Origin of the sequence: Rhodanobacter sp. C01 (assembly GCF_002001045.1) — a bacterium.
Lineage (GTDB): Bacteria > Pseudomonadota > Gammaproteobacteria > Xanthomonadales > Rhodanobacteraceae > Rhodanobacter.
This window is the reverse complement of sequence record NZ_MUNR01000014.1, coordinates 176,143-199,727: the sequence shown is the minus strand read 5'-3', so window position 1 is coordinate 199,727 and position 23,585 is coordinate 176,143. Positions and strand designations below refer to the sequence as shown.

The following is a 23,585-nucleotide window of genomic DNA, read 5'->3' as shown; positions in this document are numbered from 1 at the left end:
TATCTGCATGCATGCCACATCAACCTCTGATGAAACGCAGTCTGCTGCGTAACGGGGTTAACCGGCCAGACACATCGGTCAAACCCAAGGACCATCCAAAGGAAACCGCATGCCGACCAGTACACCAAGCGCCACCCGCGGCCCGCTTCGTCGAGGCCTTCTTGCCACAGCGCTGATGCTGCTCGGCGGCGCCCTGCTCACCGGCTGCCAGGCCGTGCTTTTCAGCGGGCTCAACACCGTAACCAACAAGACAGGGGTGGTCGTGCAGCGTGACGTGGTGTTCGATCCGGTGCACCAGCTGGCACTCGACGTCTATCGGCCGAGCGATGCCAGCCATGCGCCGGTGGTGGTGTTCTTCTTTGGCGGCAGTTGGAAGTCCGGCAAACGGTCGTGGTACGCGTGGGTGGGCGAGACACTGGCCAGACGGGGTTTGGTGGTGGTGATTCCTGATTACCGACTGTGGCCGAAGGTGAAACTGGACGGCTTCATGCAGGACGCCGCACGCGCAGTGGTGTGGACGCATGCACACGCCAGCGAATACGGCGGCAACCCGGACGATCTGTTCGTGATGGGTCACTCGGCCGGCGCGCATATCGGTGCGCTGCTAGCTACGGACGCGCACTGGTTGAATGACGTCGGCATGCAGCCGCGGCAACTGGCCGGCTTCATCGGCCTGGCCGGGCCTTACGATTTTCTGCCGCTGAAGGATCCGGATTTCATCGACATGTTCGGTACCACGCACGAAGCACAGCTGCGCTCGCAGCCGGTGCACTTCGTCAATGGCGATGAGCCGCCGATGCTGCTGATGCAGGGCAGCACCGACAAGATCGTCTGGCCACGCAATGCCGAATCACTGGCACGTGCCCTGCGCAAGGAAAACGAACTAGTCGAGCTCAAGCTCTATCCGGATATCGGCCACTTCGCGATCCTGTTCTCGATCTCGAAGCCTCTGCGCGACAAGGCGCCGGTGATCGACGACACCATGGCGTTCATTCGCTCCCACCCCGTCGTCAACACAGCGACCGGAGCTACCGCCATCTCGCACTGACAGGAAAAAACCGGTAGCGTCGCCCTTCGCAAGAAACAGCCGATGTCGTTATCCTGTGTCAATGGCGCCTGGCTACAGCGGTTCGACCGAACGCTCCGGGCATTCACCGACCGGTAGTGCCCTGCATGAAAAAAGCCAAAACTGGGACGGTCATCGCCTGCACGTTCTTTGGGTTCGCCATCCTCGCGGCCGTCTATGCCGCGTGGTCTCCCAATTCCGTACAGGAAAATCTAGAGGGCTCGGTCGAATCCTGCCAGGTCACCGCTTACAGTCGTTCGAGCAGAGCCTATACCTGCCAGGTACGACTGGATCCGCCGCGCTCCACCGTCACCGCCAGTGCCTTCAGCAACGCCAGCGGCAGAGTCACGGTCTCCTACATGAGAGATGCGCTTAGCGGCCATGCCAGTTACATGATCGTTGGCTCGCCATGAGGCAATGAACCACGCCACTGGCACACACCTGTCGATACCGCGTGCCGGTATCGACCATTTCGCCATTCTGTTCTCAATGTCAGGACCGCTACGCGGCAAGCAGACCGAGCATGTCGCGATCAGCGGCGCACCGGCTCGATCGCCTGGGTGATCGCCTCGAACACCCATTGTCGAAACCAGGTATGCGCGCGGTCGTCGTCTTTCGACGCGTGCCAGTAGGCCAGAATCGGAAATGCCTTCAGCCGTATAGGCAAGGGCTGCACGGCAATCGGCAACAGCGTGGCCAGATGGTTGGCATACGAGCGCGGCACGGTCAGCAGCATTTGCGTGGCCGCCGCAATCTGGCAGGCGGAGAAGTAGTGTTGGCAGACCAGCTGCACGTGACGGAACATGCCGTTCTGGCCGAGCAGCATATCCAGTGCATTGGCCTCACCCAACGCCGACACGGCGACATGCCGGGCGCTCATATAGTCGCTGCGCCGGAGTTGTGTGGCACACGGATGACCGGCACGCATCACCACGACCAGTGATTCGTCGAGCAGACGCTTGCTGGAAATGTGCGCACCGGCCCGCAGTGGCCGATCCACCACCAGATCCACCGTGCCCGCCGCCAGCTCCCGCTCCACGTCATCGGCCGCAACGCGACGACTGACCACGCGCAACTGCGGCGCATGCTGCTCGATCCGTGCCAGCAGCGAAGGCAACGCGATCGATTCGAGGATGTCGCGAAAACCCACAGTCAACTCGAGATCCAGTTGCGCCGGATCGAAGCGCGGCTGCGCGTGCGCGCTGGCATGCAGGCCTTTCAGATGCAGCTGCACCGCCGGCATCATCGTGCGTACCTTTTCGGTGGGAAGCAGGCGGTTGCCCTGGCGCACGAACAGCGGATCACCGAGCTGGTCGCGCAAGCGCTGCAAGGCATGCGTGACCGCCGGCTGGGTCAGGTGCAGCACCCGTGCGGCAGCACTGACGCCGCCATGGCTGTAGATCGCGTCGAGTACGCGGAACAGGTTCAGGTCGATGCGGTTGTCGGTGCGGTCCATGTCCTGCTCCCTACCGTGCGCGTGCCGAAGACATCGGCACCAAAGTCATCAGCCATGTTAATGGATAGTCATAAAGCATATTCATTTCACTAATTATATGGACGAGGCGTAGGCTGGCTGCTGGTCAGGAGGAAACCTCGTGGACTTCGCCGCTTCCGAACGTACGCAGGCTCTCGTCGAACGCCTCTCCACCTTCATGCGCGATGAAGTGGTTCCTGCCGAACGCGTCTACGCCACGCAGTTGACTGGCAGTAGCGACCATCGCCAGTGGCGGCAACCGGCGGTGATGGAAAGCCTGAAGGCGAAGGCACGCGCCTCCGGACTGTGGAACCTGTTCCTTCCCGACGCCGAACACGGTGCCGGCCTCAGCCATGTGGATTACGCGCCACTGGCGGAAATCATGGGGCATTCCTTCATCGCGCCCGAGGTGTTCAACTGCAGCGCGCCCGACAGCGGCAACATGGAAGTGCTGCACCGCTATGGCACGCCGGAACAACGGGAGCGCTGGTTGCAGCCCTTGCTGGACGGCCGGATCCGCTCGGCCTTCGGCATGACCGAGCCGGATGTGGCCTCTTCCGACGCCACCAATATGCAGGCCACCGCCACCATCGAAGGCGACCAGGTCGTGTTGAACGGGCGCAAGTGGTGGACCACCGGCACTGGCCACCCGCATTGCCGCTTCGTGATCTTCATGGGGCTGAGCGACCCGCAGGCCGAACCACACCGGCGCCACAGCATGGTGATCTGCCCGCTCGACAGTCCGGGCGTCGCCATCGAACGCATGCTGCCGGTGTTTCATCACTTCGACGAACCCAGCGGTCATGGCGAGTTGAGCTTTGCCCATGTGCGGTTGCCGGTGGAGAACGTGATCCTCGGTGCGGGCCGCGGCTTCGAAATCGCCCAGGGTCGGCTGGGGCCCGGGCGCGTGCACCACTGCATGCGCGCGATCGGCGCGGCGGAACGCGCGCTGACCCTGCTGTGTGCACGTGCTCGTTCACGCATCGCGTTCGGCAAGCCGTTGTCCGAGCTCGGCGGCAATCCGGACATCATCGCCAACCTGCGCATGGCGATCGAGCAGGCGCGCCTGCTGACGCTGAAAACTGCCTGGACATTGGACACGCAGGGCACCAAGGCTGCGCTCAGCCTGATCTCGCAGATCAAAGTGGTCGTGCCGGCCGTGGCACAGCAGACAGCCGACGCAGCGATCCAGATCCACGGCGGCGCCGGTCTGTCCGACGATTTTCCGCTGGCGCAGCTGTACGCCTATGCGCGCGTGCTGCGTCTGGCCGACGGCCCGGACGAAGTCCATCGCGGCGTGATCGCGCGGCTGGAAATGAAAGCGCAAGGCGCACAGGAGCCGGCACGATGACCACGCCGCTGGATCAACCGCGTGCGGTGCGCGACGAGGATGCGCTCGACCTGCAGCGCGTCGATGCGTTCCTGAAGCAACATGTCGATGGTCTCGATGGCACACCAACAATCGCGCAATTTCCCGACGGCGCCTCCAACCTCACCTATCTGATTGCCTATAGCGATCGCGAACTGGTGCTGCGCCGTCCACCGGCCGGCGCCAAGGCCAAATCCGCGCACGACATGCTGCGCGAAGCGCAGGTGATGGCCGCGCTGAAGCCGCACTATCCATATGTGCCGGCAATCCTCGCCACCTGCGACGACGCATCGGTGATCGGCCATGACTTCTACGTGATGGAGCGGCTGCGCGGCAGCATCCTGCGCCGCGAGCTGCCGCCTGAGCTGGGTCTCGATGTGGACGGCGCACGCCAGCTCTGTCTGGGCTTCATCGATCGCCTGATCGAGCTGCATCAGGTGGATGCTTCGCTGCCCGAGCTGCAACACATCGGCAAGGGTGGCGGCTATATCGCGCGACAAGTCGCTGGCTGGAGCGATCGCTGGCAAAAAGCAGCCACCGAGGACACCGATGCCTGCGCCGATGTCATGGCGTGGCTGGCGGCGAAACAGCCGGCGCACGACAGCGCCAGCTGCGTGATCCATAACGACTACCGCTTTGACAATGTGGTGCTCGATCCCGAGCATCCGCTCGAGATCATCGGCGTGCTGGACTGGGAGATGGCCACCATCGGCGATCCGTTGATGGATCTGGGCGGCTCGCTCGCGTACTGGGTGCAGGCCGACGACGATGCCACGTTCCAGTCGTTCCGCCGGCAGCCCACGCATGTACCCGGCATGCTGACGCGGCACGAGGTGATCGATTACTACGGCCAGCGCAGCGGCCTGCATGTGGACAACTTCGATTTCTACGAAGTGTTCGGACTGTTTCGGCTGATGGTAATCATCCAACAGATCTACCGTCGCTTCGCGCTCGGCCAGACCAGCAACCCGCAGTTCGCCGGTTTCGGTCAGGCCGCTCGCTACATGGGTGGGCGCTGCCGCCGCATCATCGGTCGTTCGACGCTGTGAGCGCGCGCAGCCTGCTGCTGATCCGTCATGGTCAGGCCAGTTTCAGCGCCGATGAATACGATCGCTTGTCGCCGCTTGGCGAAGAACAATCACGCCGACTGGGTGCGTGGCTGGCGGCATGTGGATCGACCCCGGACCTGATCGCGATCGGACCACGCGAACGGCATCGACGCACCGCCGAGCTATGTCTCGAAGCCGCAGGCATCGATCGTGAACCACTGATGTTGGACGGCCTGGACGAAGTCGATCACCACGATCTGCTCGCACGGCTTCGACCCGATCTGAACGGGTCCGGCGCACTGCGTGCGGAATTGAAGCAGACGCCCGACCCTCACCGCGCTTTCCATCACCTGTTCGCCGATGCCATCGCACGCTGGGTCGACGGCGCGCACGACGCTGAGTACCAGCTCACCTGGCCGACCTTTCGCGGCAACGTCATGCATGCACTGCAGACGCTGACCGAGCATCCGGCACGCACGACATGGGCGTTCACCTCGGGCGGCCCGATCGCAGTGGTCGCCAACGCACTGCTCGACGCGCCTCTGGCGCAGGCCTTCAAACTCAGCTGGCCGCTGGTAAACACCGGCCTCACGCGGCTGCGACTCGGCCAGCGCGGCGCGACGCTGATCACCTACAACGCATGGCCTCACCTGGAACACGCAAACGGCCACCACCTCGTCACGCTGCGCTGACTCCCTCCCACTTTCGCCAAGAGACCTCGCCATGAGCACCACTCCGAACTTCGATCTCAAGGGCAAGATCGCCATCGTCACCGGTGCCAGCCGCGGCATCGGCGCCGAAATCGCCAAGCTGCTGGCTGCACACGGTGCGCATGCCATCGTCTCGAGCCGACGCGAGGCCGATTGCCAGTTGGTGGTCGACGAGATAGTCGCGGCCGGCGGTTCGGCCGAGGCCTTCGCCTGCCACATCGGCGAGCTGGCGCAGATCGAGGCGCTGTTCGCACACGTGACGCAACGCCACGGCCGGCTCGACATCCTGGTCAACAACGCGGCCACCAATCCCTACTTCGGCAGCATCCTGGATACCGATCCGGGCATCTTCCAGAAGACCGTCGACGTCAACATCCGCGGCTACTTCTACATGTCCACGCATGGCGCGAAGCTGATGGCCGCCAACGGCGGCGGCGCGATCGTCAACGTGGCCTCGGTCAACGGCGTGGTGCCGGGCTTCCAGCAGGGCATCTACTCGATCACCAAGGCGGCGGTGATCTCGATGACCAAGGCGTTCGCGGTGGAATGCGCCTCGGCCGGCGTGCGCTGCAACGCATTGCTGCCGGGACTTACCGACACCAAGTTCGCCTCGGTGCTGGTGAATACGCCAGCGATCCTCAAGCAGGCGCTGGCGCACGTGCCGATGCGTCGTGTAGCGCAGCCGTCGGAGATGGCCGGCGCCGCGCTCTACCTCGCCTCCGATGCATCGTCGTACACCACCGGCGCGGTGCTTAACGTCGATGGCGGTTATCTCTGTGTCTGATTCGATCAACATCACAAGGAACACGCCATGACCGAACCTTCCGCACACCGCGTCGCCGGCAAGCGCGCCTTCGTCACCGGCGCCGCCGGCGGTCTCGGCGCCGCGATCGCACGCATGCTCGCGCGACACGGCGCGAATGTCTTTCTTACCGATATCGACGAAGCCGGCGTGCGTGCCGTGGCTGACGAGATCAACCGCGAACGCGGTCGGCAAGTTGCCTGGTCCGCCGCGCAGGACGTGCGCGACGAGGAGCGCTGGCACGCGCTGCTGGCCGAAGCGAATGAGGCCATGGGTGGCCTCTCGGTGCTGGTCAACAATGCCGGCATCGGTTCACTCGGCACGGTGGAGCAGATCGAGCTGAAGGAGTGGCGCCGCGTGATGAGCGTCAACGTCGAGAGCATCATGCTCGGCTGCAAACATGCGCTGCCGCTGTTGCGTGCGCATCAGCCCGCGTCGATCGTCAATATCTCCTCGCTGGCCGCATTCAAGGTGGGCCCCGATTACACCGCCTACAACACCTCCAAGGCCGCGGTGGCGATGCTGACCAAATCGGTCGCGATCGACTGCACAAGGCAAAAGATCGACGTGCGCTGCAACTCGATCCACCCGGCCTTCATCCGCACCGGCATCGTGGCGCCATTCTTCGACGCGCTGGGCGAGGAGGAAGCCACCCGCAAGCTCACCCACGGCATCCCCATGCACCGCCTCGGTGAGCCGGACGATGTCGCCTATGCCGTGTTGTATCTCGCTTCCGACGAAAGCCGCTACGTCACCGCCGCCGAAATGGTGATCGACGGCGGCGCCTGCGCCGTATAGTCGAACGCACCCACTCCCCTTCCTGCATCACGGTGAATCCCATGTCCTACGTCAATCGCCAACTGCTCCTGAAGACCCGCCCCGAAGGCCTGGTCAAGCGCGAGAACTTCGACCTGGTCGAACAGCCCGTACCCGAGCTGAAAGATGGTGAGGTGCTGCTGCGCGTGCTGTACCTCTCGATGGATCCGACCAACCGCGTGTGGATGCGCGACATCCCGCAATACCTGCCGCCGGTGGCGATCGGCGAAGTGATGCGCGCGCTCGGCCTTGGCCGCGTGGTGCAGTCGCGCTCTGCGCAATATCAGGTCGGCGACCTGGTGCAAGGCATCACCGGCTGGCAGGACTATCTGGTGCTGCACGACAGCGCCAAGGGCTACGTGCGCCTGCCCGCCGATCCCGGCATTCCACTACCCACCCTGCTCGGCGCTTGCGGCATGAGCGGTATCACCGCCTACTACGGCCTCACCGACATCGCCCCGGTGCAACCCGGCGAAACCCTGGTGGTCTCCGCCGCCGCCGGCTCGGTCGGCTCCATCGCCGGCCAGATCGGCAAGATCCACGGCGCGCGCGTAGTCGGCATCGCCGGCGGCGCCGACAAGTGCCGCTACCTCACCGACGAACTCGGCTTCGACGCCGCCGTCGACTACAAGGCCGAAGACTTCAAACAACAACTCAAGGCCGCCACCCCCGACGGCGTCCACGTCAACTTCGAGAACGTCGGCGGCGAAGTGATGCGCGCGGTGCTCTCACGCATGGTCATCGGCGGCCGCATCGCCCTGTGTGGCCTGATCTCCGGCTACAACAGCGGCGAACGTCCCAGCGACGACTACGGCGTGTTCGTGATGAAGCGCCTTAGCATGCGGGGGTTCTTGATTCTTGATTACACGAAGACGCGTGAGGCGGTGCAGGCGCTGGGTGGGTGGATTCGCGAGGGGAAGTTGAAGGTAGAGGAGACGGTGGCGGAGGGGTTGGAGACTGCGCCCGAGGCGCTGAATCGGTTGTTTGATGGGAGTCATCGGGGGAAGTTGGTGTTGCGGGTGGATCCGCAGGCGTAAGGCGTGATTGTCCTGTAATGTCCGCTTCCTCCCAAAGCGGATATTACAAGCCTGCTGAATTGGGCATTTTTTTCGTTAGCATTCGAGTATCAGTGTAGGTTTGGGGAACCACATGCAAGCACTTTTCTACGTCTACGCCGTGCTCTCACAGCCGGAAGATAAGGGTGAGAGTCACCAGTATTTCAATGCCAGCATCATGACTACATTGATTTTCGCGATCCTGATCTCATCAATGCTCAGAATTTTTGAGAATCAGGTTTTTGATATCGGAGGCGTTCTCGCTGATTGCTGTTCGTTCGGGCCATTGAATCCGAAAAATCCCTTCTCCAGCACAGCGATTGCCTTTACATACGTGGCCTTACCCCTAGCCTTGATCGCGAATTACATCTTCCAGATGTTTGCTAAGCGGCATGTCGTCGAACTAGAGGTGCAATACAAATTTTCCAAGTGGTTGCCATACTTGTTTATTTTTGCACTTGTCATGGTTACGCCGATCGGTGTGCAAGGTAATGGGGCCGTGCCTTGGGTTGTCTTAGCTGTTCAGGGCCTGATGTACGCTTTGTTTTCCGTTTGGGTTCGATGTCAGAAGAAGCCACAATAGCTAGGATCGACACGCCTAGCCTTTTGAATGTATGTCGGGACTTTCGAGTATTTCGCAGAAGCAAGAGCTTTCGTGCGCCTGCGGCGCCCGAGTTACTTTCTCTTTGCGTGGCCAAAGAGAAAGGTAACCAAAGAGAAAGGCCACCCCACTTGGCGCTTGCCGGGCATCCTGCCCGGCAAGTCCGTGAGCCGGGGCCGGGCTTTTCGACAGGACTCCTGTCCTGACGAAAAGGCATCGGCATCCATGCCGATGCCCCTGCGGGCCTGTCGTCCCCGACTCACCGCCGCACAGGGGCCCCAGTAGAGCAGCGGGCCATCGTGGCCCGCACTCGGTGAAAAGCTGAAAGCGAAGAAGCAGACGCGACAGCAAGAGCAAAGCATCGCTCTGCCTTGTTCTACTGTTGCTCTGCATTTGATCCGGCTCTTCTGAAAAGTACGCGCAGGATGCGCGTCGCTCTACCCGGGGCCACTCTGCAGCGGCGTGCGAGGTGGCCTTCTCTTTTGGTTACTTTTCTCTTGGCCACGCAAGAGAAAAGTGACTCGGTCGCCGAAGGCGATCGACCGCTCTGCACTTGAACTTTGCTTCGAGGCAGATTGGGCAAGCGAGAGAAAGTGACTCGCCTTTCGCAGACGCGCGAAATCCTGCTTGAAAAAACCAGCGGCCGAAACCACGCACGGTCCATCTACAGCGGCCGTCACGCGCAGAAAAATCCGCAAGGTGCGCAAGTCGCAACGCGATCCACAGTACAATTTTCATCTTGAGATGAGCGTTCCATACTCATCATTCCCATCACTACTCTCACCTTGTCTTTCAGGCATCGCATGACTGAACCCGCTGCCAGCATCCCCTATCCCTTCCTTGGCAGCGGCTCCAAAACCGGCGAACTGATCCGTGCCTACGACTGGCAGAAAACCTCACTGGGCAAACTGGACCAGTGGCCCGCGTGCTTGCGGACAGCGGTGTCACTGATCCTGCGCAGCGATGTACCTATGACCATCCAGTGGGGGCCTGAGGGTTACATGCTCTACAACGATGCGTACCGTGAAATCGCCGGCTCCCGTCATCCCGGGCTGCTCGGCCAGACGATTCACGACAGCTGGTCGGAGATAGCGGATTTCAGGGCACAGGTAGTGAGCGATGTGCTCAAGGGAAACACCCTCAACTACCGCAATGAACATTTCGTATTGCTGCGCGATGGCGAGCCGGAGGACATCTGGCTCGACATCAACTACAGCCCCATCGTCGACGAAACCGGGACACCTGCAGGGGTGTTCGCGGTCGTCAAGAACACCACCAGGCGATTTCAATCCGAGGAGCGCCTTCGCATTGCCCAGCAAGCCGGCGGCGTGGGCATCTTCGAGGTGTATCCGGAAACCGGCCGCCTCGAGGTTTCCGATCAATTCCGGCGCATATGGGGGCTGGACGCCGATGTTGCCGTCACGGTCGAACTGCTGGCCAGTCTGGTACACCCGGATGACCAGCAGGCAGTGGCGCATCGACATTCCACGCTGGCCGATCCACTCGCATATGCGGAGTACCGGCGCGTCGACCCGGCCACGGGCGAAATCCGGTGGATCGCACGCAGAGGCGAAGTCATTTCCACCAAGGGTGCCGCGGAGCGTTACGTCGGTATCGTCATGGACATTACCGACCGGAAAAAATCCGAAGCCGCTCTGGCCGAAAGCGAGGCGCGGTGGCGCCTTCTGATCGAGCAGATGGATGTCAAGGAGATCCGGCACCGCAATGTCCGCGCACTTGTCAGGGAGCTCGAGCGCAATGCGGGACGCGACGGAAAGCGTACCGGCGGCCTGACCATGCTGGCCGGGATGCTGGGCAAGTCGGCGGCCCAGGTCAGCCGATTCGCATCCGAAAAACCCTCCACGCACATCGGCGACCGGATCGCCCGTGAAATCGAGGATGTTTTCGAAAAAGAACATGGATGGATGGATCATGTGCAGTGGAGCGCCAACGTGGATGACGTCGAGTCTGGTCACACCAGTTGATATCCGACCTGAGATGTCCGCTTGCCACTCGCAACAGCCATAGCCTCACACTGCGTGACGGCGACAGGTGAAAAAACCATTGAATGTCAGTCGCCCGGACGACGGATCCGTGCCGAGCTTTTCGGGGCTGGCAATGTCTCCAGAGTGAAGCATGCTGCCGTCGTAGAAGATCATGCGGTTCCATCGCGCCGGTACACTGCCGATTTGCGTGAAATAGCTGTTCGATGCATGGATATAGCCTGGCTGGATTCCATAGCGCCGAGTGAAGGCTTCGCCGGACAACGCAGTCGAATCGGCGAACAGTTGTGAAGTGTCAGCAGGCGACCCGGTGGGCTCATAGAAGCTCGTGCCGCCGAGGCTCTGATCCTTGAACAGATACAACACCGAAGCTTGGATGCTGAACGCACGATCGAGATTGAAATTGTCGCTATGACACAGCCATTGATAGGGTTGCAGTGACTCTGGCGCCAGAGTCACCATCGACAGTCGGCAGTGCATCTGCAACAGGCGGCGAGCATCGAACAGACTGCGCATCCGATGGATAAAGAACTCCCTCAACGCATCGTTGACCGACGCCGACGCCATCAGGTAGTTACCCGGATAGGCGCTGAAGTCGATGCGACGAAACGCGTCACTGCGCGCTGCGGTCCATGCAACGAATCGTTCCGGCTCCAGCAGCGCATCGTCGACGACATAACACGTGCTGCCGTTCGCCAGCGGCACCCGATCGATCAGGGCCTGTGGATTGAACACCTGGATGGGTTGCGTCTCCATGAGATTCGCCGTCCGAAATGCGCGCTTGGGAAATTCGCCAAACCCAAGTCGGTCCAGCCATCACACCTTGTCGCCAGGATGGCGGCTTGGCCCCGACTTTATATCGGCTTCCGGTCAATGGTTGATCTTATGGACCTGATCAGCTGTGCAGCCATCTCAGGCGACCTGCTTTGTCCGAAGGCCCAAATGCAATTCGGCGCGGGAAATGACTGTACCTCGCACCGGATTGCATGAAGACCTGAGCCATCGTCAGCGCACGATCGCCGCCGGATCCTGCTTCGCCTTCAACGCGCTGCACAGCTGGATCGACTCGCCGGTCTGCGCCAGGCCGCGTTCGATGCCAGCCGCGTCGTTCAGACGTGGCTTGAAGAAGGCCTGCACGCGATCGGCTTCCGCCTGCGAACAACCGCCACCGGCGGCCAGTCGTGGCAGGAAACCGCCCGCGAAACTGCCGGTACGCGCCAGGATCTGCGGGTAGTGCGCAGTGAACCACTGCCACATCGCATCGCGCTGGGCGGTCGTGTCGCGACCACTCATCAGCAGCATGGTCATCTCGCCAACCTTGACCTGCTTGTCCAGAGCGAAGTTACGTACCTGCTCGGTCAGCGCCGGATCTTCCACGCTGGACAGACCACCGAGGATGCCATTGCGCAATGCAGCGTCACTGGTCTTCGGCAGCTCGGCGATCAGCGCATCGACAGCGGGCTTGCCCTGCTCCTGCACCGCGATGCCGAGCGCATCACCCAGCAGATCCGGATCGGCCGCATCCAGGTCCAGACGGCCATCCGCCTTTGGCTTCAGTGCTGCCTCACCCTGTTTGAGCAGTGCGGCACGCACTTCGGGCAGCTTGAAGTCGAACGCCAGGCTGCTGGCCAGAGTGCTGCGCAGCAGCGAGTCGTCCTCGGATTCGCCAGCCTTGCGCTGGTAGCCAAGCTGTTCCAGGCGTGGCAGGTAGGCATCCTTCACCCACTCAGCCAGACGCGCGCGCTGGGCATCGGTGGTGGCTTCGTGCTGGTAGATCCAGCCGAGCTGGCCGAGTGGCGCGGTGGCAACCTCGCGGATCTTCGAGCCGGTCAGCGGCTTCAGCGCAGCCAGCACGTCGCCGGCATCCAGATCGCCATGGCGGAAGCTGGCATCGATCGCATCGGCATAAGCCAGTTGCTCGGCATCGCTGAGCTTGCCTGCTGCATGGGTCAGGCTGGCCAGATCCTGCTTGCCCAGACTGAAGCGGTAGTAGCCGCCGGCATTCGCATTCGGCATCACCCAGGTCGGGTTGCTGGCACCCGCCAGTACCATCGAGCCGGTCGTCTTGTCGAGCATCTCGCAACTGACCTTGCTACCGTCGGTAGTGCCATAGCGCACGCATACCGGCACGCCCCAGATGCGCTGCGCATCGCCGGTGCTGCCGAGCGGCAGGTAGCGACTCTGGCTGAGCTGCAGCACGGTCTTGCCGTCCTTCTGCTCGAGTTTGGTCTGCACGTACGGCACGCCGGACTGGTCCAGGAAGCTGTTGAACGCATGCTTGAACGCATCGCCCTTGCCGGCAGCGGTGGCGATCGCCGAAACCAGATCGTCGGCTACTGCATTGCCGAACTTGTGCTGCTGGATATACGCACGCATGCCCTTCTGGAAGGTCTTCTCGCCGACATAGCTCTCGAACATGCCAATGACGCTGGCGCCCTTCTGGTACGTGATGCCGTCGAACGCGGTCATGATGTCGCCATTGCCGGTGATCGGCTGGCGAATGCGCCGTGCGCTGACCAGACTGTCGTTCGCCATCGCGCCCTGCCCGCCGCGTACACGGTCGAGATCGGCGCGGTATTCAGGGTGCACTTCCATCGTCACCTTCTGCTGCATCCAGGTAGCGAAGGCTTCGTTGAGCCAGATGTCGTTCCACCATTCCAGCGTCACCGTGTCGCCGGTCCACTGGTGCGCCAGCTCATGCGCGGTGACGTTGAACGAACCACGCACGTTGCGCGCCGGCGAATCCTTGTCGAGCAGCAGCAGCCAGTCACGGAAGGTGACCAGGCCGGCGTTTTCCATGGCGCCAGCGGAGAAGTCCGGTGCAGCGAGCACGTCGAGCTTGTCCCACGGGTAGCCGAAGCCGTAATAATTCTCCAGCGCGTGGATGATGCTCGGTGTCTCGCCCAGCACATGCGACATCCGATGCGCCTCGCCGGCGGAGGCGATGCCACGCAGCGGCAGCGGCGTGTTGCGATAGGCATCGGGCGAAATGTCCGGTGCCGTGGCAATGCTCCACGGGCCGACACCAAAGGCAACCAGGTAGGTCGGCAGCGGCAGCGTCTGCGCAAAGGTCAGCGTCTTCCAGCCCTTGCCCGCCGGTACCTCCTTCACCTGCTGCGTGTTGGCCACCGCGGTCTGGCTATCGGGGATGGTCAGGCTGATGTCGAACGGGGTCTTGAAGCCCGGCTCGTCGAAGCTGGGGAAGGCAAAGCGCGCGCTGATCGGCTCCATCTGCGTCATCGCATACGGCTGGCCCTTGGCGCTGACCTTGTACAGCCCCTGCAATTGCGCGTTGAGCGGTGCGGTGTAATCGAAGCTAAGCGTCAACTCCTGCGGCTTCAGCGTGCTGCCGAAATCGATCCGCACCACGCCGGCCTTCGGATCCACCGCGACGTACTTGCCCGCGTGCACCTTGTCGGCTGCGTCGGTGACGGTCACCTTCGACACGGTCAGTTCGCTGCCGTCGAGCCACAGGTGATCAGATGCCTGGGTGAGCTTGACCTTGATCGTGGTGGTGCCGGAGAAGTCCTGCTGCGCCGGATCGACCTTGAACGAGAGCCGGTACGACTGCGGCACCGCCCAGCGCGGCAAGCGGCCCTGCGGCGCCTGTTCGGCGGTGCCGGCAAATGCGGCGCCACAGCAGGCCGCAAGCGCGGTCAGCAGAAGAGGGCGAACGAAACGACGCATGGACTTTCCCCTGGCAGATGCAGAACGCCCACGCTAAGGCGCGCCATGACTTTCGACCCAGTGCCAGAAGGCATGGCCTGCTCCCGCCGGAAGCTGACCACTGGAACGCAAAAAAAACCGGCGGTGAAGCGAGCTTCACCGCCGGTGGGGAGCCTGCGCGTCAGCGGGGGAGGGAGGGACTCCTGACGCGCAGGTGGTTCAAGCCGGTGGATCGGGGCCGGTATCCGGCTGATCCCGACAGACGCAAGATAGAACCCGCGCTTGCATCGTTCAAATTGATTGTTACCATCGCTGTCATAGGTTGAATCTATGGCTTCAGCGAGGCGCACGATGAACCTGCGGGATCTGCAGTACCTGGTAGCGCTGGCCGAGCATCGGCACTTCGGTCGCGCCGCCGATGCCTGCTTCGTCAGCCAGCCGACCTTGTCGACCCAGATCAAGAAGCTGGAAGACGAACTCGGCGTGCCGCTGGTCGAGCGTACGCCGCGCAAGGTGCTGCTGACCGAAGTCGGCCGCGACATCGCCACGCGTGCCCGCGACGTGCTCAACGAGATCGAGCAGATCCGCGGCGTGGCCCGGCGCACGCTCGACCCGGAATCGGGCACGGTCCGGCTGGGAATCTTCCCCACCCTGGGTCCGTATCTGCTGCCGCATGCGCTGCCGCTGGTGCGCGCGGCGTTTCCACGACTGGAACTGTTGCTGGTCGAGGAAAAAACAGAAGTGGTGCTGCGCCTGCTGCGCGAAGGCAAGCTGGACGCCGGCATCCTGGCGCTGCCATTGCACGAAGAAAGCCTGCATACCGAGTTCCTGTTCGAGGAGCCCTTTCTTCTGGCCGTGTCGGGCGAGCACCCGTTGGCACACAAGCAGGGGCAGCTGAAGCTGGCCGACCTCTCCAGCCAGAACCTGTTGCTGCTGGAAGATGGCCATTGCCTGCGCGATCAGGCGCTGGAGGTGTGCCACATGGCCGGTGCCGGAGAACATGCCGGTTTCCGTGCCACCAGCCTGGAAACCCTGCGACAGATGGTGGCAGCCAACGTCGGCATCACCCTGCTGCCGGTGACGGCGGTGAAGCGGCCGGTGGCGCCGGTGGCGAATCTGCACCTGATCGAGTTCAAGGGGCACCCGCCGAGCCGACGCATCGCCATGGTCTGGCGCAAGAGCTCGGCCATGGCTGGTTTCCTGCAGCGGCTGGCCGCGATCTTCCAGCGCCTGCCGCCTGACCTGCTTGACGCGCATACCGCCGCCACGTCGCCTGTCACGGAGATCAAGTCTGCAGTGAAACGTCGGACGGCAAGCCGATAGCTGCAAGCTATCCGTTCCATCGACACAATCAATTTCATCCCCTGCCCGCCGGGCGCTACGCTCGGCAGGTCACGACCGCAAGGCCGGCTCACATTTCCCTCCCAGCCCAACGCCACGAGGTGATGTCATGAGTAACCTGAAAGGCTCCAAGACCGAGCAGAACCTGAAAGACGCCTTTGCCGGCGAATCGATGGCCAACCGCCGCTACCTCTACTTCGCCGCCAAGGCCGACGTGGAAGGCTTCAACGATGTTTCCGCGGTGTTCCGCTCCACCGCCGAAGGTGAGACCGGTCACGCGCACGGCCACCTGGAATACCTCGAAGCCGTGGGTGATCCCGCCACCGGCCTCCCGTTCGGCGAAACCCACCTGAACCTGAAAAGCGCCATCGCCGGCGAGACCCACGAGTACACCGACATGTACCCGGGCATGCACAAGGCCGCACGCGAGGAAGGCTTCGACGAGATCGCCGACTGGTTCGAGACCCTGGCCAAGGCCGAGCGTTCGCACGCCAACCGCTTCACCAAGGCGCTGGGCGACCTGGGCTAATCGCGTATCCGGATCGGGGCAAGAGCGCTTTTTCCGATTAGGCGAAAAAGCACTCTTGCTTTTTCCAGCGCAGCGGAGGCCAACGATGGACCTGATCCACGAAAAGGGCGAAGGCAATCTGCAAGCACCAACCCGGCACCCGCTGGACTGGCTCAATCCCGAATTCATGGACCAGCAGGCGCTGGATGCCGAGCTGGAGCGCGTGTTCAACATCTGCCACGGCTGTCGCCGCTGCGTCAGCCTGTGCCACGCCTTCCCCACCCTGTTCGACCTGATCGACGAATCGAAGACGATGGAGATCGACGGCGTCGACAAGGCCGACTATCCCAAGGTCACCGAGCAGTGCTACCTGTGCGACCTGTGCTACCAGACCAAATGTCCGTACACACCGCCGCATCCGTGGAACGTGGATTTTCCGCACCTGATGCTGCGTGCCAAGGCGGTGGCGTTCGAGCGTGATGGCGCCCCGCTATCGGCGAAGATTCTTTCCAACACCCGCGCCGTCGGCAAGCTCGCCTCGATCCCGGTGGTGGTGCAGGTGATCAATGCTGCCAACCACCATCCCGGCGCGCGCAAACTGCTGGAAAAAACCATGGGCGTCGATGCCGACGCACGGGTACCCGAGTACCACACGCCACCCGCGCGCAAGCGCTTGCACGACCTCAATGGCAGCGGTACGGCGACGTCGGCTGGCCGCACCCGCGGCAAGATTGCCATCTTCGCCACCTGCTATTGCGACCACTCCGACCCGGTAGTGGTCGAGGATCTTGCCGCGGTGCTGACGCACAATGCGATCCCGACGAAACTCGTCGAACAGGAAAGCTGCTGCGGCATGCCCAAGCTGGAATTGGGCGATCTGCAGACGGTGAAGAAATACAAGGAGCGCAACATTCCGGTGCTGGCGAAGATGGCGCGCGAAGGCTGGGACTTCACTGCCGCGATTCCGTCCTGCGTGCTGATGTTCAAGCAGGAGCTTCCGCTGATGTTCCCGGATGATCCTGATGTGGCGCTAGTACGCGAGCGATTCTTCGATCCATTCGAATACCTCGCCGAACGGCACAAGGCCGGCCTGCTGCAGACCGACTTCGAACAGTCGCTGGGCAAGGTCGCCTGGCAGGTGCCGTGCCACCAGCGCGTGCAGAAGATCGGCCCGAAAACCCGTGACATCCTGCAACTGGTGCCCGACACCGAAGTCGTCACGATCGAGCGGTGCTCCGGCCACGACGGCACCTATGGCGTGAAGCATGCGACCTATGCGCTCTCGCGCAAGCTGGCCAAACCGGTGGAGAATCGCGTGGCGCAGGCCGAAGCCGACCACTTCACCAGCGACTGCCCGATGGCCGGCGGCCATATCGCCCACGGCCTCGACGACAAGCCGGTGGCGGAACATCCGCTGAGCCTGCTGCGCAAGGCCTACGGAATCTGATGATGGACAAACTGACCCGCGCCGATCTGCTCACCCTCGAAGCCTATGCGCAGCAACGCGGCGAGTTCCGCAGCAGTGTGATCGCACACAAGAAAAAACGCAGTGTGCATCTTGGTGCACACCTCACGCTGATCTTCGAGGATCGCCTGAGCGTGCAGTACCAGGTGCAGGAAATGCTGCGCATCGAACGCATCTTCGAGGGCGCCGGCATCCAGGATGAACTCGATGCCTACAATCCGCTGATCCCGGATGGTGGCAACCTCAAGGCGACCCTGCTGATCGAGTATCCCGATGTCGAGCAACGCAAGCTGGAGCTGGTGCGCCTGCGCCACATCGAGCACGCCATCGTGTTGAACGTGCACGGCCATGCCCCGGTCACCGCGATTGCCGACGAAGACATGGAGCGCAGCAACGACGAAAAGACCGCCGCCGTGCATTTCCTGCGCTTCGAGCTCGATGCGGCGATGATCGCGGACTGGAACGCGGGCGCCGCGGTCACGCTGGCATCGACCCTGCCAGCGATGCCGGTCGAAGTGGCCCTCACGCCCGAACAGCGCTGCATGCTTGCGGCTGATTTCGCCTGAGCATGCGCAAGCTCCTCGTTGCCGCTGCCCTGCTGCTAGTGTTGTGGGGCGGCGCGTCGTGGTGGCACCACCGCCCGTTGCAGCAGCCACCCGGCGTGCTGGCGCCGGACGAACCCGAGCAGGACAACATCGACGATGGCGCGAAGCTGCAGCAAGGCGACGTGACCCTCACCACCCGCGCCCGCTTCATCCTTACCGCCCGCGTGCTGTCGCGCGCCGATTACTCCTGGGGCGCCGACGGCAAACTGATTCCCGAGGACCTCGCGCTCGGCTGGGGCCGCATGTCCGACAGCGCCGTGCTGGCGAACATCGACATCAGCCAGTCCGACCGTTTCTACTACTGGCACGTGAAGCAATTCCCGATCCCGCGTCGCGAGATCGAGACGCATAGCGCCAACATGCACATGATTCCCGCCGATGCCGGCGTGCTGCACAACCTCAGGGAAGTGCGTCCGGGCGAAGTCGTGCACATCGAAGGTTTCCTGGTTGACGCCAGCCGACCCGGCGGCTGGCACTGGAACACCTCGATGACCCGCGACGATGTCGGTGCTGGAGCATGCGAGCTGGTCTACGTGGAAAGCCTTGAACTGGTGACGCCACGCTGACTGGATGACTGCTGCGGCAAACCACCATGTCCGTTTGTTCTAGCCGATACGGGATATTCCCGCCAATCCCCGGCTGCTGCAGCATGATCTTGCGATGCTCGCCTGCACCAGGGAGGCTCCGACATGAATACTTGCACGCCGGCTGCAGAGCATGCCTTTGTACCTGCCCTAACCAGTGGTGGTAGCGATAACCCCGGCTCGCGGGGCGATGGGACCTGAATTTGTCGGACCGGCATGTCGATGTATTCGCGCGATCCGCGTTTCGAGTGAAAGCTCTTGCATGGCGAAGGCATGCTCCGCATTGCCTCGACAGGGGGGAACAAGCATATGAATGCGACAGTTGCCGGGGTCGGCGCGATACGTGCCGAAAGCCGATATTTCTACGTATGGATGGCTGGCGCGTTCATTCTGGTCGCCTTTGGCGGCTTTGTACCGACCTACTGGGCGCCCGTGGCGGCCGGCACCTTCCACGCGCCCCCGATCATCCATATCCACGGCGTACTGATGTTCACCTGGACCTGCTTTTACTTTGTCCAGACGGCACTGGTCGCCTCAGGGCGCACGATTGATCACCGTGCATGGGGACTGGCCGGCATCGCGCTGTTCACCGTCATTGCCTGCGTCATCCTGGTGGGCGAAATGGCCGTGATCAAGCGGGACGAGGCCGCTGGCGTGGGCGATGCCGCGCGCCGCTTCGCCGCCGTCACGTTATGCGCATGGCCGTTGCTGGTCGGCCTGTTTGTCCTGGCGATCGTCAACATTCGGCGTCCGCAGGTACACAAACGCCTGATGACGCTGCTGATGGCCACGATGATGACCCCGGCCATCGCGCGCGTGTTCCTGACGATGCTTGCTCCTCCCGGTGCGGCAGCAGGTCCGCCACCGCCGTACGTGTCGATACCACCTGGGCTCGTCGCAGATCTTTTCATTGTTGTCGCCATCGTGTTCGACTGGCGCACGCGCGGACGGCCTCATCCGGTGTATCTCTACGGCGGTGCTGCCGTCGTTGCCCAGCAGGTGCTCACGGTGGTGTTTGCCGCCACGCCGGCCTGGATGCGCATCGCCCTGGCTTTTGAAAGCCTTGCCGGATGACTCCGACCTCACGGGCAGCTTCTATCGATGCAGAAAAGCAGATAGGGGTCAGCAAGATGTAAGACACCAAACGACGACTGCTCTGGCATGGAATGCTGCTGTTCCTGATCGGCCTTCTCACCGGCCTCGTCGAGCAGCGCTTCACCAATCCGCGCATGGGCCTCGCCGCCCATCTGGAAGGGGGCATGAATGGAACCTTCCTTGTCGCGCTGGGCGCCATCTGGACGGAAGTGCGACTGTCTCCGCGACTGACGACTGCAGCCTATTGGAGTGCGCTGTATGGCACGTATGCGAATTGGGCAATAACCACCTTGGCGGCGATATTGGGTACGGCGGCCATGTCTCCGATTAACGCCGCGGGTCGCAGCGCACAGCCGTGGCAGGAGAGTTTCGTGACGCTTGGTTTCATGAGCGTCGGGATAGCAATCGTTGCCTCCAGCATCCTTATTCTTCGGGGACTGCGGCGCGCTGCGGCACGCTGACGACCAACCCTTCCTTACAAGCGTTGACTGCACACGCCAAAGCCCGGCAACACCGAGCTGCACCACGTCAGAAACACCGATTGAGCTGTAGCGCGTTACGCCACCGCGCCGGCATATGAGGCTGACGCGCCTGGCTCGACCAGTGCGGCATGCGATGTCATGTGCATGCGCAGGTGCTCGGCAAGACGCAGGCTAAGGGCGACGATGGTGAAGGTCGGAAACGCCCAGCCACCGGTCGGAAAGACCGAGCTGCCCGCGACATGCAGGTTGTCGATGCCATGCACGCGACAGTGGCGATCGACGACGCCTTGCCGCGGGTCATCGGACATCCGCGTCGTTCCCAGATGATGGGCGGTGCCGCGGACTTGCGGGACTGCGCTGTCCTCGTCGCCAATCCACTGCTCGGGCTGGAAACGGCCGCCACATGCACGCGTGAGTTCCGCGCCGAACAAGGCCGCAGCGGTGCGGTACGTATGCCGGTCGAGCGCGCTGAGTCGCCAGTCGACACAGGCCTTGCGCTGACCGAGGGCGTCGCGTTCCGTAGCCAGCACGATCCGGCTGTCGGGATTGGGCGCCTGCTCGAAATAGCCGATCAGGTCGACGTGGGCGCTCTTCACCGCAGGCTGGTCGGCCAGCTTGCGCACGTAGGCCCTGGCGACATCTCCCGCACCCAGGCCCAGGCGCAGGGCCAGCCTGCCGAGTCCCGCCGGAGGTTCGGCAGTCACATCCGGATTGATGCGCGAACCGTTTTTCAGTGCGGCGCAAAGCCGCTCCTCCAGCGCCGAGCTCTCGTCCTGCCTGGGTGGGTGAAGTGTGGCGCGCAGCTCGCGCAAGGCGCGTATCCCCTTCGGGATCGGACCTTCCACGGCGACCGGGCGGACGCGTCCATTCAACAGGCGGTAAGCCTTCAGCGCCTCGTCCGACAAGCCGATTTCAGGAAATGAAGGCGCGGAACCTTTCCCTCCCGTGCGGTCGTAGGGCCGTGTGAGGCGATCCGGAGCATCCGTGAAAAACGTGCCGAGCTTGCCGGTGGGATGGTCCATGAAGTAGCGCCCGACCAGGTCATGGTCATTGCCCAGTCCATGCCGCGCCACGGAATCCGACGACAACAGCAGCCGTGCATTCTCGATGCCGCCACAGGCAAGCACGTAGTGCCGTGCATGTACGACGCCCTGCCGTCCACCAAGCGATCCGATGCGGGCCTGACGTACGGAGGTACCGGAAAGACTGGCCTCGAGTTCGAGCAGATTGGCATGCAGCAGGACCGTGATGTTCGGGGCCTGCTCCAGCTCGGACCGATACGCCGCGCCGAACAGGATCGGGCTGCGCACAAAGATCTGGTTGACCAGTTTGCTGGCGTCGAAGGAAACCGGCGCACGCGCTGGCGGAGTCAGGAACGAACCGTCCACGAAATCGTGGGATCCGATCTGGCAAAACGCCTGTGCGCGAACGTAGTACGGCTCGAGCTCGGCATACGAGAGCGGCCAGCCGCTGTGCGGGACCCAGTCACGCTCTGCCAGGTCCGAACTGCTCAACGGAATGCAGCCACCACCCCAGAGATTGCAGCTGCCGCCGAATGCACGCAATCGGGAGATGCCCGCATCGAACTCCGGGGATCCGATGGAGAGGCCTTCGTAGAGTGCCTGGCTACTTTCTTCGCCGGCCAATCCGCCGCTTTCGATCACGCATACGCTCAGTGCGGTGCCAATGAACGTCCGGGCCATGGCGATTCCTGCAGGACCCGCCCCGATGATGCAGATATCCGCCTCGACATCGGTCGGAGCGGTCCCGTCAAGGTAGTCGATCGTCATTCACCCTCCCCCGAAGCGCGTCATGTACATGCCCCCAGTCGCACCGTCTCAGCCATGCCGGGCACTGAAAATCTCCCGCAGCGCGCTGAAAACCTCTCGCTTTGCCCCCACACTTGGCCCGTTCCTGCCAGGGCCGTTGCGGAACCCGGGTGGAGGGCGCGCCGGCGGATTATGCGCCGATAGTGTGAATGTCTGTGGCACACATTGCCTCAGATCGAACGGCCTACCCCGATCGGACAACGCATCCGCATGCTTCAGTAACGCAACAGGCTGTGCAACCGTTGATCGCCTGACCAACGCTCCCGTCCGTGCAGTCCGGTCAATTCGATAACCACCCCGGCCCCCACCAGTTCGCCACCAAGGCGCTCGATCAAGGCCCTGGCCGCTGCCAGCGTGCCACCGGTGGCCAGTACGTCATCGACCAGCAACACGCGCTCACCGGGCTTGAGCGCATCGCGCTGCGCTTCCAGTCGATCACTGCCGTATTCCAGCTGATAGTCCACCGTCACGACCGGTGGTGGCAGCTTGCCGGGTTTGCGCAGCGGCACGAAGCCGGCGTGCAGCTTCTGCGCCAGCGCGGCGCCGAAGATGAAGCCGCGGGCCTCGATGCCGCACACGGCTTGCACGCCGCTGCCCTGCCATGGCTCGGCCAGCGCGTCGATGCAGCGGGCGAAGCCGTCGGCATCGGCGAGCAGCGGGGTGACGTCGCGAAACATCACACCGGGCGTGGGGAAATCCGGCACGGCACGGATCAGTGCGGCGAGGTCTCGCATGGAGCTTCCTTGGGAATGATGCGATCGCGAAAACGTGTTGGCTGACCCTGTTCAGCAGGGCATGAGCAACGGACCGTCGGGCTGATCGCCGACCTCGTCGATCGCCAGCCGCGCTTCGCTAAGCTGGGCTTCGACCTCGCTCACGATGCCGCTGGCGAGCGCCAGGCTCGACTCGGGCACCCGCACCTCGATGAAGTTCATTGCCGGCAGCTGGCCTACGGCGCCGGTGAGGTATTCGCCGGCAATGAAGGCCGGAATGCCACCGGCCTCCAGCGCATCCTTGACCAGGTGGGCATCGAACAGGTTTTCGGCGCGATAGACGGTGTGCATG

The 23,585-nt window shown here is 62.8% G+C and carries 23 protein-coding genes; 17 read left to right on the top strand and 6 right to left on the bottom strand.

Annotated features, from left to right (window positions below; genetic code table 11):
* Positions 1–109: 109 nt before the first annotated feature.
* Together B0E50_RS15140 and B0E50_RS15135 are read left to right on the top strand one after the other, a co-directional pair.
* The gene (locus B0E50_RS15140) at positions 110–1,048 is read left to right on the top strand and encodes an alpha/beta hydrolase (protein ID WP_077442175.1); all 939 of its coding nucleotides are present in this window, start codon (positions 110–112) and stop codon (positions 1,046–1,048) included.
* A gap of 125 nt (positions 1,049–1,173) precedes the next feature.
* Positions 1,174–1,479 carry a hypothetical protein gene (locus B0E50_RS15135; protein WP_077442174.1) on the top strand — a complete coding sequence of 102 codons (306 nt, stop codon included), beginning with the start codon at positions 1,174–1,176 and terminating at the stop codon, positions 1,477–1,479.
* Positions 1,480–1,598: 119 nt separating this feature from the next.
* Here the strand turns inward: B0E50_RS15135 and B0E50_RS15130 are convergent, their stop codons facing one another.
* Positions 1,599–2,522 (bottom strand): LysR family transcriptional regulator, encoded by a 924-nt coding sequence (locus B0E50_RS15130; protein WP_077442173.1) that lies wholly within the window; start codon positions 2,520–2,522, stop codon positions 1,599–1,601.
* A gap of 139 nt (positions 2,523–2,661) precedes the next feature.
* On the opposite strand from B0E50_RS15130, the gene B0E50_RS15125 reads away from it, so the two are divergent.
* The 8 genes from B0E50_RS15125 (at position 2,662) to B0E50_RS15090 (ending at position 10,927) form a co-directional block, all read left to right on the top strand.
* On the top strand, positions 2,662–3,891 hold the full coding sequence (locus B0E50_RS15125) for an acyl-CoA dehydrogenase family protein (RefSeq protein ID WP_077442172.1): 1,230 nt from the start codon (positions 2,662–2,664) through the stop codon (positions 3,889–3,891).
* The gene (locus B0E50_RS15120) at positions 3,888–4,958 is read left to right on the top strand and encodes a phosphotransferase family protein (protein ID WP_077442171.1); all 1,071 of its coding nucleotides are present in this window, start codon (positions 3,888–3,890) and stop codon (positions 4,956–4,958) included. Before B0E50_RS15125 ends, B0E50_RS15120 begins: the two co-directional genes overlap by 4 nt.
* Complete coding sequence (locus B0E50_RS15115) at positions 4,955–5,650, top strand: histidine phosphatase family protein (protein ID WP_077442170.1); 696 nt, start codon at positions 4,955–4,957, stop codon at positions 5,648–5,650. Before B0E50_RS15120 ends, B0E50_RS15115 begins: the two co-directional genes overlap by 4 nt.
* Before the next feature lie 31 nt (positions 5,651–5,681).
* Complete coding sequence (locus B0E50_RS15110; RefSeq protein ID WP_077442169.1) at positions 5,682–6,452, top strand: SDR family oxidoreductase; 771 nt, start codon at positions 5,682–5,684, stop codon at positions 6,450–6,452.
* 27 nt (positions 6,453–6,479) lie between these two features.
* The gene (locus B0E50_RS15105) at positions 6,480–7,268 is read left to right on the top strand and encodes an SDR family oxidoreductase (RefSeq protein ID WP_077442168.1); all 789 of its coding nucleotides are present in this window, start codon (positions 6,480–6,482) and stop codon (positions 7,266–7,268) included.
* Between the two features lie 41 nt (positions 7,269–7,309).
* The gene (locus B0E50_RS15100; protein ID WP_077442167.1) at positions 7,310–8,323 is read left to right on the top strand and encodes an NADP-dependent oxidoreductase; all 1,014 of its coding nucleotides are present in this window, start codon (positions 7,310–7,312) and stop codon (positions 8,321–8,323) included.
* A 112-nt stretch (positions 8,324–8,435) separates the two neighbouring features.
* Positions 8,436–8,924 carry a hypothetical protein gene (locus B0E50_RS15095; RefSeq protein ID WP_077442166.1) on the top strand — a complete coding sequence of 163 codons (489 nt, stop codon included), beginning with the start codon at positions 8,436–8,438 and terminating at the stop codon, positions 8,922–8,924.
* A 1,019-nt stretch (positions 8,925–9,943) separates the two neighbouring features.
* On the top strand, positions 9,944–10,927 hold the full coding sequence (locus tag B0E50_RS15090) for a PAS domain S-box protein (protein ID WP_168170894.1): 984 nt from the start codon (positions 9,944–9,946) through the stop codon (positions 10,925–10,927).
* A 45-nt stretch (positions 10,928–10,972) separates the two neighbouring features.
* On the opposite strand, the gene B0E50_RS15085 is transcribed toward B0E50_RS15090, so the two are convergent.
* Together B0E50_RS15085 and B0E50_RS15080 are read right to left on the bottom strand one after the other, a co-directional pair.
* On the bottom strand, positions 10,973–11,701 hold the full coding sequence (locus tag B0E50_RS15085) for a DUF6445 family protein (RefSeq protein ID WP_077442164.1): 729 nt from the start codon (positions 11,699–11,701) through the stop codon (positions 10,973–10,975).
* Positions 11,702–11,950: 249 nt separating this feature from the next.
* Positions 11,951–14,632, bottom strand: a complete 2,682-nt coding sequence (locus tag B0E50_RS15080) for a M1 family metallopeptidase (protein ID WP_077442163.1) — start codon at positions 14,630–14,632, stop codon at positions 11,951–11,953.
* Positions 14,633–14,962: 330 nt separating this feature from the next.
* Here B0E50_RS15080 and B0E50_RS15070 point away from each other — a divergent pair, with 330 nt between their 5' ends.
* From B0E50_RS15070 to B0E50_RS15040, 7 genes are all read left to right on the top strand, one after another.
* Positions 14,963–15,934: a LysR substrate-binding domain-containing protein gene (locus B0E50_RS15070; protein WP_077442161.1), complete on the top strand. Its 972-nt coding sequence runs from the start codon at positions 14,963–14,965 to the stop codon at positions 15,932–15,934.
* A gap of 127 nt (positions 15,935–16,061) precedes the next feature.
* Positions 16,062–16,481 (top strand): rubrerythrin family protein, encoded by a 420-nt coding sequence (locus B0E50_RS15065; protein ID WP_077442160.1) that lies wholly within the window; start codon positions 16,062–16,064, stop codon positions 16,479–16,481.
* 85 nt (positions 16,482–16,566) lie between these two features.
* A complete protein-coding gene (locus tag B0E50_RS15060; protein ID WP_077442159.1) occupies positions 16,567–17,907 on the top strand; it encodes a heterodisulfide reductase-related iron-sulfur binding cluster in 1,341 nt (446 codons plus the stop codon).
* 2 nt (positions 17,908–17,909) lie between these two features.
* A complete protein-coding gene (locus tag B0E50_RS15055) occupies positions 17,910–18,491 on the top strand; it encodes a DUF3501 family protein (protein WP_077442630.1) in 582 nt (193 codons plus the stop codon).
* A gap of 2 nt (positions 18,492–18,493) precedes the next feature.
* On the top strand, positions 18,494–19,096 hold the full coding sequence (locus B0E50_RS15050) for a hypothetical protein (RefSeq protein WP_077442158.1): 603 nt from the start codon (positions 18,494–18,496) through the stop codon (positions 19,094–19,096).
* Between the two features lie 327 nt (positions 19,097–19,423).
* A complete protein-coding gene (locus tag B0E50_RS15045; protein WP_077442157.1) occupies positions 19,424–20,188 on the top strand; it encodes a hypothetical protein in 765 nt (254 codons plus the stop codon).
* 92 nt (positions 20,189–20,280) lie between these two features.
* Complete coding sequence (locus B0E50_RS15040; RefSeq protein ID WP_077442156.1) at positions 20,281–20,670, top strand: hydrogenase; 390 nt, start codon at positions 20,281–20,283, stop codon at positions 20,668–20,670.
* Positions 20,671–20,765: 95 nt separating this feature from the next.
* Here the strand turns inward: B0E50_RS15040 and B0E50_RS15035 are convergent, their stop codons facing one another.
* The 3 genes from B0E50_RS15035 to B0E50_RS15025 form a co-directional block, all read right to left on the bottom strand.
* Positions 20,766–22,394 carry a GMC oxidoreductase gene (locus tag B0E50_RS15035; RefSeq protein WP_254427305.1) on the bottom strand — a complete coding sequence of 543 codons (1,629 nt, stop codon included), beginning with the start codon at positions 22,392–22,394 and terminating at the stop codon, positions 20,766–20,768.
* A 341-nt stretch (positions 22,395–22,735) separates the two neighbouring features.
* A complete protein-coding gene (locus tag B0E50_RS15030) occupies positions 22,736–23,254 on the bottom strand; it encodes an adenine phosphoribosyltransferase (protein WP_077442154.1) in 519 nt (172 codons plus the stop codon).
* Positions 23,255–23,305: 51 nt separating this feature from the next.
* The gene (locus B0E50_RS15025) at positions 23,306–23,584 is read right to left on the bottom strand and encodes a DUF2007 domain-containing protein (RefSeq protein ID WP_077442153.1); all 279 of its coding nucleotides are present in this window, start codon (positions 23,582–23,584) and stop codon (positions 23,306–23,308) included.
* Position 23,585 lies beyond the last annotated feature (1 nt).

Coding starts and splice junctions, on each gene's coding strand:
- B0E50_RS15095 (WP_077442166.1), top strand. CDS start 8,436: ATGCAAGCACTTTTCTACGTCTACGCCGTGCTCTCACAGCCGGAAGAT.
- B0E50_RS15100 (WP_077442167.1), top strand. CDS start 7,310: ATGTCCTACGTCAATCGCCAACTGCTCCTGAAGACCCGCCCCGAAGGC.
- B0E50_RS15105 (WP_077442168.1), top strand. CDS start 6,480: ATGACCGAACCTTCCGCACACCGCGTCGCCGGCAAGCGCGCCTTCGTC.
- B0E50_RS15065 (WP_077442160.1), top strand. CDS start 16,062: ATGAGTAACCTGAAAGGCTCCAAGACCGAGCAGAACCTGAAAGACGCC.
- B0E50_RS15130 (WP_077442173.1), bottom strand. CDS start 2,522: ATGGACCGCACCGACAACCGCATCGACCTGAACCTGTTCCGCGTACTC.
- B0E50_RS15040 (WP_077442156.1), top strand. CDS start 20,281: ATGCTGCTGTTCCTGATCGGCCTTCTCACCGGCCTCGTCGAGCAGCGC.
- B0E50_RS15090 (WP_168170894.1), top strand. CDS start 9,944: ATGCTCTACAACGATGCGTACCGTGAAATCGCCGGCTCCCGTCATCCC.
- B0E50_RS15120 (WP_077442171.1), top strand. CDS start 3,888: ATGACCACGCCGCTGGATCAACCGCGTGCGGTGCGCGACGAGGATGCG.
- B0E50_RS15060 (WP_077442159.1), top strand. CDS start 16,567: ATGGACCTGATCCACGAAAAGGGCGAAGGCAATCTGCAAGCACCAACC.
- B0E50_RS15070 (WP_077442161.1), top strand. CDS start 14,963: ATGAACCTGCGGGATCTGCAGTACCTGGTAGCGCTGGCCGAGCATCGG.
- B0E50_RS15140 (WP_077442175.1), top strand. CDS start 110: ATGCCGACCAGTACACCAAGCGCCACCCGCGGCCCGCTTCGTCGAGGC.
- B0E50_RS15080 (WP_077442163.1), bottom strand. CDS start 14,632: ATGCGTCGTTTCGTTCGCCCTCTTCTGCTGACCGCGCTTGCGGCCTGC.
- B0E50_RS15050 (WP_077442158.1), top strand. CDS start 18,494: ATGCGCAAGCTCCTCGTTGCCGCTGCCCTGCTGCTAGTGTTGTGGGGC.
- B0E50_RS15035 (WP_254427305.1), bottom strand. CDS start 22,394: ATGGCCCGGACGTTCATTGGCACCGCACTGAGCGTATGCGTGATCGAA.
- B0E50_RS15135 (WP_077442174.1), top strand. CDS start 1,174: ATGAAAAAAGCCAAAACTGGGACGGTCATCGCCTGCACGTTCTTTGGG.
- B0E50_RS15025 (WP_077442153.1), bottom strand. CDS start 23,584: ATGCACACCGTCTATCGCGCCGAAAACCTGTTCGATGCCCACCTGGTC.
- B0E50_RS15110 (WP_077442169.1), top strand. CDS start 5,682: ATGAGCACCACTCCGAACTTCGATCTCAAGGGCAAGATCGCCATCGTC.
- B0E50_RS15045 (WP_077442157.1), top strand. CDS start 19,424: ATGAATGCGACAGTTGCCGGGGTCGGCGCGATACGTGCCGAAAGCCGA.
- B0E50_RS15030 (WP_077442154.1), bottom strand. CDS start 23,254: ATGCGAGACCTCGCCGCACTGATCCGTGCCGTGCCGGATTTCCCCACG.
- B0E50_RS15055 (WP_077442630.1), top strand. CDS start 17,910: ATGGACAAACTGACCCGCGCCGATCTGCTCACCCTCGAAGCCTATGCG.
- B0E50_RS15085 (WP_077442164.1), bottom strand. CDS start 11,701: ATGGAGACGCAACCCATCCAGGTGTTCAATCCACAGGCCCTGATCGAT.